The following is an 8,210-nucleotide window of genomic DNA, read 5'->3' as shown; positions in this document are numbered from 1 at the left end:
CAGGATTTCAGGAGGAGTCATCTTTTCATTGCCGGGACAGAAGGGGCAGTCTGCTTTGTAAGCGGGCAGGGGCTCGGGTGGGCCGGATTTTTTGAAGTCATGCGGCCTTTTGGCCCGCTCGGTGGCCATAATCACCCATTGTTTCGTGGCTGGATCCTGTCGCAATTCGGGCATCGTCGATCTTCCAATTTCCTTATTGGACACAGATGACCACAGATTTTCAGGATATTAAATGCAAAAAATACATAAAATGGTTATCTGCGTTTATCCGTGGAAATCTGTGTCCAAATTAATTTAAACCGCAAAGGAAAATCTCTTTTATTCTCCTGTTTGGATAGCAATTTCTACTCTCCGGTCAAGGGCACGCCCGGCTTCCGTTGTATTCGTGGCCACTGGCTGAGAAGGGCCAACTCCTTGAGTTGTAACTCTGGTGGGTTGGATGTCCTGATAAGCTACCAGATATTCTCTCACCTTCTGGGCACGCTTCTCGGAAAGGGCCTGGTTGACTTCTTCCTTACCAACGCTATCTGTATGCCCTTGGACAATAACCTTTTTCAGTCGTTCGATTTCGTCCTTCGCTTTCTGTAGCTCCTCTTGGGTTGCGGCCAGCTTTTCCTCTTCAGATTTTAACTCGGCAATTGCTTTGGCCAACTCGGCATAGGCACGAGCCAAGCGGGAAGCTTGGGCAAATTTAACAGAATCCTTAAAGGCCTTAGCATTGTCAGCGGTGATCAGCAGATCCTGGGCTTTCTTGAGGGGCTCCGGAGAGAATTTTTCAGCCTGGGCCTTCTGGGCCGCCTCGATGGCCACCTTGGCATCGGCAAACTCTTGCTGCAATGCCGGGGTGATGTCTTGAGCTCCCGCCAAGCCCGAGCAAAAAGACATGAACAGGAGTAAGGGGAAAGCCACCCTTAAAAAAATGAACTTTTTTGCTGCCATGATGACCTCCTCTAAAGGATATCAACCGCGAATGATCATCTAATAAAACATTCTGGGGCTGATTATAGCGGGGAGAAAAAAAAGAATCAAAGGAAAAATGATTTCAAATCATGGTGATCAGGGGATTGGGAAATGAATTCAACGATAGGGGATGAAAAAAAGGAAGACTTAAAAACAAAGAGCCCTTCTGGAAATGCAAGAACCTACAGAAGGGCTCATTGGTGAATTGGATTTATTCTTTGGGGATCCGCATTCCGTAGAAGGACCGGGCGACGAAGATAAGCGCTATCACGAAAAATACTGCCCCCACGTAATGGGCAACAGCTTTCATTCCGGGTGAAATGGCAATTTCCATGGCCAAGATGCCAAATAGGGTCGTAAATTTAATGATGGGATTCATGGCCACTGACGAGGTATCTTTGAAGGGGTCGCCTACCGTATCCCCGATAACAGTAGCCGCATGCAAAGGCGTGCCCTTTTCTTTCAAATCCACCTCTACAACCTTTTTCGCATTATCCCAGCATCCTCCGGCATTGGCCATAAAGATGGCCTGGAACAAACCGAACACCGCAATGGCAATCAAATAGCTGATAAAAAAAGATACGGGAGCATTGGAAGTCCCAGGGGCGGAAAAGAAAGCAAACCCCAAGGCAAAGCAGAAAATGACGATGAAAATGTTAAACATCCCTTTTTGGGCATACTGGGTACATATTTTAACGACCTCTTTGGAAGTTTCCGTAGAAGCACTCAGGGTCGCGGTGTCATCCAGCTTTATGTTCCGTTTGATATACTGCACGGCCCGATAGGCCCCCGTCGTGACTGCCTGCATCGAAGCACCGGTAAACCAATAAATCACCGCTCCTCCGCACAAGAATCCCAGCAGGGTATAGGGGTTCAGTAAATTTAGGATCGTCTCTGGCTGAATTCCTAACCCTTTTCGTAATAACAAAATTAAGGAGAAGATCATGGTGGTAGCGCCCACCACTGCCGTACCGATTAAAACCGGCTTGGCCGTCGCTTTAAAGGTATTCCCGCAGCTATCATTTTCCTCCAGGTAATGCTTGGCCGTTTCGAAATTCGGCTGGAACCCGAAATTTTTCTTTATTTCCTGAGCCACATTGGGGATCGTCTCAATCAGGGACAGCTCATAAATCGACTGGGCATTGTCAGTTACGGGCCCATAGCTGTCTACAGCAATGGTCACAGGCCCCATCCCCAAGAACCCAAAGGCCACCAGACCGAAAGCAAAGACGGAAGAATACTCCATAAACTTATCCAGGCCGCTTAAGCTCGCCAAATAAGCGATAAACATTAAGCCGAAAATGGCCATCCCGATCCAGAAGGCGCTGAAATTGCCCGCCACAAAACCCGAAAGGATGCCCAGGGAGGCACCGCCTTCCCTGGCCGAGGTTACGACTTCTCGACAGTGGATGGATTTGGAGCTTGTAAATACTTTCACCAGCTCAGGAATCAAGGCGGCGGCCAGCGTTCCGCAGCTAATAATAATGGATAAAGTGAACCATAGATTATTGGGTAAATGGCCAATTTGCCAGTAACTCACGGCAAAGGTAACGATGATGGAGAGGATGGATGTGAACCAGACCAGCATCGTCAAAGGAAGCTCGAAGTCGATCTTTGCTTTACCCGCAAACATGGAAGTAGTGACACCTTGATTAATTAAATACGCTACAATCGAGGTGACGATCATCAGAATCCGCATCACAAAGATCCAGGTAATCAATTCGGCCTGGAACTGGGGGAAAACACCCAGAACAATGAAACTGATGAGCGCCACACCGGTTACCCCGTAGGTCTCGAACCCATCAGCAGTGGGGCCCACGCTATCTCCGGCGTTGTCCCCCGTGCAGTCGGCGATCACACCCGGGTTTCGGGGATCATCTTCTTTAATGTTAAACACGATCTTCATTAAATCCGAACCGATGTCGGCAATCTTGGTGAAGATTCCGCCGCAGATCCTAAGGGCGCTTGCTCCCAGAGATTCCCCGATGGCAAATCCGATAAAGCATGCCCCGGCATATTGCCGCGGCATAAAGACCAAGATAATGAGCATCATGATGAGCTCAACGCATACCAGGAGAACACCGATGCTCATGCCCGCCCGTAAAGGGATGTCCAATAATTTTATTGGCTTTCCTTCCAGGGAGGCAAAAGCCATCCGGCTGTTGGCCAGGGTATTCATGCGGATGCCAAACCAGGCTACGCCGTAAGAGCCTAAAATGCCCACAACGGACCAAGCTAAGATGATTAAAACTCCCTCCACGGGGGTATGTTGCAAGAAACCAAAATAATAGGCGATACATATTCCAATAAAAATTTCCAGGATGATCAGGAGTTTTCCCTGCTGGATCAAATAGGTCTTACAGGTTTGAAAGATAATATCGGCCACATCTAACATGGACTTGTGGGCCGGAAATTTTTTAACTTTGACGTATTCATAAGCGCCAAAGGCCATCCCCAATGCACATATGAGCAAGCCAATCATGAGCACGGTATTCTGGCCTTCCGTCAGAACAGGTATTTCCAATTCCGCTTCACTTGCCAGAAGAGGTGCTGCCCAGAGCATGGAAATAACGGTTAGAATACTAACACCTAAGATCCATCTTTTGTTGTTTCTTTTGCTATCCATAATTATTTTTCCCTTTCGTTTATCTAACATTTACTAAAGCAAATAGCCCTACAGCTTAAAAAATGAATGGTTATTCATTCAAAGGTTTTTTAGCATAGCGCTTTATTTTTTGTCAAGGTTTTTTGTTAAATCTCTTTGAGTTTTCCCAGAAAAAATTGAGGGGTGAATGAATAAGGGGGGAAATAAATGAAAAAGGCATAACCCCTCGATTCAGAGTTATGCCTTTTTTCCTTGGGTTTAAGGAAATTACTTCTTTCCTTACTTTACTTTTTCTCTGCCTTCGGGGCTTTCGCTTTCTTCGCGGCAGCAACGGAGATGGCAGTAGCTACCATCTTATCGCCATCTTTCTTGTAGGTTACCGTTACCTTGGCGCCTTCTTTAACTTCCCCTTTGACCTTGGCGTCAGCGGCGATATCGAAGGCCAACTCCTTGTCCTTCGTCTTCACCGTGATCGTCTTTCCGGCCTCATACGCGGCAACCGCTCCTGTAACCTTCAACGCTTTGGGGGCTTCGGGCTTATCGGCTTTCGGCTTGTCTGCGGCAGCGGCCGGTGTTTCGGCCTTCTTTTCCTGGGCTACGACTCCACTGACAAAAGCCACCATGGCTAAAAGAGCAACCAGAACAATCAAAACCTTTTTCATCCTTTTTCACCTCCTTTCCTATAAATATTTTTAAGCGACTTTTGGGTGATACGCGTTTATTACTTACTTTTTCTCCGGAGCTTTAGCCGGCTCTGCAGGCTTGGCTGCTTCACCTGGCTTTGCTTCTTCAGCTTTCTTCTCGGGCTCAGGAGCCTTAGCTGGCTCCGCAACCTTGGCTGGCTCTGCAGCAGGCTTGGCTGGCTCTTCTTTCTTGGCACAACCCGAAGCCACGATCATCGAAGTGGCAAACAACAGAGCTACAAACAAAGCAATCAATTTGCGCATTTTTTTCACCTCCTTACGTAGTGTAATTCCATCTTTTCCCCATGAGGGGAAGAAATTCTCGGTATTCAGCAGATGGATTCATTCAAGATTTTTTATTTTTTTTCTCCACTCCCTTTAACTGGGCTTTAAAGGTATCAAGGTCTTTTTGCAGATTCTGGATTTCATTTTGGAGAGAGACAATCTGCAGGTTCAACTGGGCTAACCGAATGTGCATCTTAGAATTTTCACTCTTTAAGGTGTTTAATTCTTTTTTCAATTTATCATTCTCTGTGCTAATATCCGTGACTTCTTCCTTCAATCTTTCGTTCTCGGATTTAAACCCGCTGCATCCATAAGGGGCAACCAGTGATATTAGGAAGAGCCCAACGAAAAGGGAATAAATTTGTTTGTTTTTGAGTCTCATAGGGCGAAAAAGATCATGCAAATTACAAATATCAAAGCAAAATCGATACCAAATAAATTTTAAGTCTATGAAATATCAAATAAAAACTATATTTATTGTCAAATCAAATAGTTAATAATAAAATTTCTATCCCATTATTAAATAAATCTATCTTGGGAAAAATTTAAAATAGGCATTATTGCCTCATTATTTAGAAATAAAAAAAATAATTAAATAATTTTGAAAGGTTATATATGTGGGGCTATATTGTTAAGTGGGGCATTTAGCCTCATTTAGCGTTTGAGGCTAATTCCATAGCGGGCAGCCATACGATAAAGAGTGCGGCGGTCAATTCCCAAGATATCAGCAGCCCTCTTCTTGTTTCCCCCTGTCTCTTCTAAAACTTTTTTAATATAGATCTTTTCCAGCTCAGTTAGAGAAACCTGGGAAGGGAGAGAAGTGGCACTGATCTCAGAAGGTTCCACCCGGAGTCGCCGGGGAAGGTCTTCGGGAAGGATTAAAGAATGGGGGGAAAGAGTTAAGGCGCGTTCAATCACATTTTCCAACTCCCGCACGTTTCCAGGCCATTGGTAGCGGAGCAAAAGATCTAAAACTTCTGCAGAAATCCGGGAAACCGGCTTTTCATTCTCCGCGGCATACTTCCGTAAAAAGTGGTCAGCCAGAAATGGAATATCATCCAGCCGTTCCCGCAGGGGGGGAAGATGAATAGAAACCACGTTGAGGCGGTAGAAGAGGTCCTCACGAAATTTTTTTTCGGCAACCAACTCTTCCAAATTTTTGTTCGTTGCCGCAATGATGCGGACATCAATCTTGGTAGTTTCCGTTCCCCCAACCCGTTTGATTTCATGCTCCTGAATAACCCTCAAAAGTTTGGCCTGCATCGCCAGGCTGATGTCCCCTACTTCGTCAAGGAAGCAAGTTCCGTTATCTGCCTCTTCGAAGAGACCTTTTTTATTGGTAACGGCGCCGGTGAACGCTCCCCGAACGTGTCCAAAAAGTTCACTCTCCAGAAGGGTTTCAGCTAAAGAACCACAATCCACGGCCACATATGGTTTGGAGGACCGCGGGCTATTGAAATGGATGGCCCGGGCAACCAGTTCTTTTCCCGTACCACTTTCCCCGGCGATTAAAACTGTGGAGCGGCTTTCGGCAACGCGAGCAACGGTTTTATAAACCTGGAGCATCTGCGGACTACGCCCAACGATATTCTCCAGTTTGTATTTGGTGATCAATTCCTGCCGGTAGAAGAGGTTTTCTTGCAACAGGCGCTTCTGTTCAAGAGCGCGCCGGATGGTCAGCTTGATCTCATCAAGCTTGAAGGGTTTACTGACGTAATCGTAAGCCCCTTCTTTAATCGCCCGGATGGCTGTTTCAATAGAGCCAAAAGCAGTCATCATGATGATGATGCTGTCCGGACTCTTTTGCCGGTAAGCCCTGAGCACCTCCATGCCGTCGACATCGATCATCCGAATGTCGGTGAGTACGACGTCGTAAGGTTTATTCTCCCCTTTGTCAATGGCTTCCCGGCCGTTGAGGGCTTTATCAACGACATACCCTTCTTTGGATAAGACCTCCTCTAAAAGGTTACAGGTGATTTCATCATCGTCTACGATGAGTATGCCAATTGGAGAAGACATAGAATTATTCCCCTTCTGCGGAAAAAGCGGGGAGCTGCACCCGAATGGTAGAGCCTTTTCCTTCCAGGCTTTCTATGGAGAGTTTACCGTGATGGCTGCGAATAATTTCGTCGCAAATAGCCAGTCCCAAACCAGCGCCTTTTCCCGGTTCCTTGGTAGTAAAGAAAGGCTCGATAGCTTTTCGTCTAATTTCCTCGGACATGCCTATGCCGTTGTCGATGACCATTACTTCCACGATTTCCCCATTCTTCGCCAAAGTTTCCCCGGGGCTCGTTGCGATGGTTAGGACACCGCCATGAGGCATGGCATCGAGGGCATTGGTCATCAGGTTGAGGAATACCTGCTGCAAAAGTCCTGGATCTCCAGAAACGGGGGGAAGGGAGGAATGCAGTTGCCGAACAAAACGGACTCCCCGCATCGACATTCCCGGTTGAGTCAAGTTGACGACTTCTTCAAGGAGTTGATTGATGTCCAGGGGCTCGAGCTTAGGGGCCGGTTGACGCGTAGAATGGAGCAGGTTACGGATGGTTTGCGTCAGGCGGTCAAGCTGCGATTCAATAATCTTCAGTCGGCGGGCCATCACGTCTGAGTCATTCCCCTCCGTGAGCATGAGCTGGATATATCCGGAGATGGAATTTAAAGGCGTGCCAATTTCGTGGGCCATCGTGGCAGCCATATGGCCCAGGGCAGACAGCTTTTCGGATTGGACGAGCTGGCGTTGGGCCTGGAAGAGAGACTCATTGGCCATGCGCAGCTCTTCGTTCCGCTGGGCTAGTTCCCGGGTTGCGGTTTCCACTCGGCGCGTAAGCTCCTCATTGAACTGGTTGATCCGGGATAGCATGCGATTAAAATGGTCAGATAGCAGGCCTATTTCATCTCGGGAAGTTATCGGTACTTCTACGTTTAATTTTCCTTCCTCAGCCTCAGACATAGCGCGGACCAAGCGCTGGATGGGACGATTGATCGCCCGGCTGAAAAAGAGGGTAAGGATAAGAATGAGAATAGCCACGCTGGCTATAGTGAAAACAACCGTTCGGGTTCGTTTCTTGGTCAGGAAGCCTTCGGCCTCCTCCAGAGAAGTGATGATGCGAATGCCGCCCACGATTTTGCGCCCAACATGCAGAGGAGCGAGGATTTCCCAGTAGGTCTGATAATTTTTTTCTTGCAACGTGGTGAGAACCCGGTCTCGTTTCAAAGCTTGCAGACTCGTGTAGGTGAGGCCTAGATCTTTTTCCCCCATGCTCGATAGTTGTACTTTGTAACTGTTTTTATGGAAAATGAAGATATCTATAGATTGAATGGAAGGGCGGGCATACATCCAACTGGCAATTTCTTCCTCCAAAAAAGACAGGTTCTCGAGTTCCTTCATGCTGTATATTTTGGAGTCGATTTCCCGGATGACGTAAATCGTCCTCTCCCGGAATAATTCTCTTTGGGAACGTTCTGTGATGCGGAGGTCCAAGTAGGAGAATAGGACTAAAACACTGACTACGATCATGGCTACCAGTAGAGTAATCCGTGTCTGCAATCCTAAGGGCCGCTGAAGAAAAGGAGATTCGCCCCAGGGAATATTTCGGAGTTTGGACACCAAAGCCTTGAGCATTGCTTTGCACGAAGGGAATAAAAGAGGGTTTTATTTGTAATTATACGATGATTTT

The 8,210-nt window shown here is 47.0% G+C and carries 8 protein-coding genes; all 8 read right to left on the bottom strand.

What is annotated here, in order from left to right; genetic code table 11:
* Positions 1 to 174, bottom strand: a 174-nt coding sequence (locus tag Q7V48_11790; protein ID MDO9211407.1) for a galactose-1-phosphate uridylyltransferase, incomplete at its 3' end; no start/stop codon positions are given.
* Between the two features lie 144 nt (positions 175 to 318).
* Positions 319 to 939, bottom strand: a complete 621-nt coding sequence (locus Q7V48_11785; GenBank protein MDO9211406.1) for an OmpA family protein — start codon at positions 937 to 939, stop codon at positions 319 to 321.
* A gap of 232 nt (positions 940 to 1,171) precedes the next feature.
* Positions 1,172 to 3,586, bottom strand: a complete 2,415-nt coding sequence (locus Q7V48_11780) for a sodium-translocating pyrophosphatase (GenBank protein ID MDO9211405.1) — start codon at positions 3,584 to 3,586, stop codon at positions 1,172 to 1,174.
* Between the two features lie 263 nt (positions 3,587 to 3,849).
* Complete coding sequence (locus Q7V48_11775; GenBank protein MDO9211404.1) at positions 3,850 to 4,227, bottom strand: hypothetical protein; 378 nt, start codon at positions 4,225 to 4,227, stop codon at positions 3,850 to 3,852.
* A 63-nt stretch (positions 4,228 to 4,290) separates the two neighbouring features.
* Positions 4,291 to 4,512 carry a hypothetical protein gene (locus Q7V48_11770; GenBank protein ID MDO9211403.1) on the bottom strand — a complete coding sequence of 74 codons (222 nt, stop codon included), beginning with the start codon at positions 4,510 to 4,512 and terminating at the stop codon, positions 4,291 to 4,293.
* Positions 4,513 to 4,594: 82 nt separating this feature from the next.
* The gene (locus Q7V48_11765) at positions 4,595 to 4,810 is read right to left on the bottom strand and encodes a hypothetical protein (GenBank protein ID MDO9211402.1); all 216 of its coding nucleotides are present in this window, start codon (positions 4,808 to 4,810) and stop codon (positions 4,595 to 4,597) included.
* A gap of 377 nt (positions 4,811 to 5,187) precedes the next feature.
* Positions 5,188 to 6,552, bottom strand: a complete 1,365-nt coding sequence (locus tag Q7V48_11760) for a sigma-54 dependent transcriptional regulator (GenBank protein MDO9211401.1) — start codon at positions 6,550 to 6,552, stop codon at positions 5,188 to 5,190.
* A 4-nt stretch (positions 6,553 to 6,556) separates the two neighbouring features.
* On the bottom strand, positions 6,557 to 8,140 hold the full coding sequence (locus Q7V48_11755; GenBank protein ID MDO9211400.1) for an ATP-binding protein: 1,584 nt from the start codon (positions 8,138 to 8,140) through the stop codon (positions 6,557 to 6,559).
* Positions 8,141 to 8,210: the final 70 nt, after the last annotated feature.

The organism is Deltaproteobacteria bacterium (assembly GCA_030654105.1).
Taxonomy (GTDB): domain Bacteria; phylum Desulfobacterota; class SM23-61; order SM23-61; family SM23-61; genus JAHJQK01.
This window is presented reverse-complemented; position numbering and strand designations above follow the sequence as displayed.

Bases quoted from the DNA above. Each gene is read 5' to 3' on its own strand.
- Q7V48_11785 (MDO9211406.1), bottom strand. From the start codon at position 939: ATGGCAGCAAAAAAGTTCATTTTTTTAAGGGTGGCTTTCCCCTTACTC.
- Q7V48_11780 (MDO9211405.1), bottom strand. From the start codon at position 3,586: ATGGATAGCAAAAGAAACAACAAAAGATGGATCTTAGGTGTTAGTATT.
- Q7V48_11775 (MDO9211404.1), bottom strand. From the start codon at position 4,227: ATGAAAAAGGTTTTGATTGTTCTGGTTGCTCTTTTAGCCATGGTGGCT.
- Q7V48_11770 (MDO9211403.1), bottom strand. From the start codon at position 4,512: ATGCGCAAATTGATTGCTTTGTTTGTAGCTCTGTTGTTTGCCACTTCG.
- Q7V48_11760 (MDO9211401.1), bottom strand. From the start codon at position 6,552: ATGTCTTCTCCAATTGGCATACTCATCGTAGACGATGATGAAATCACC.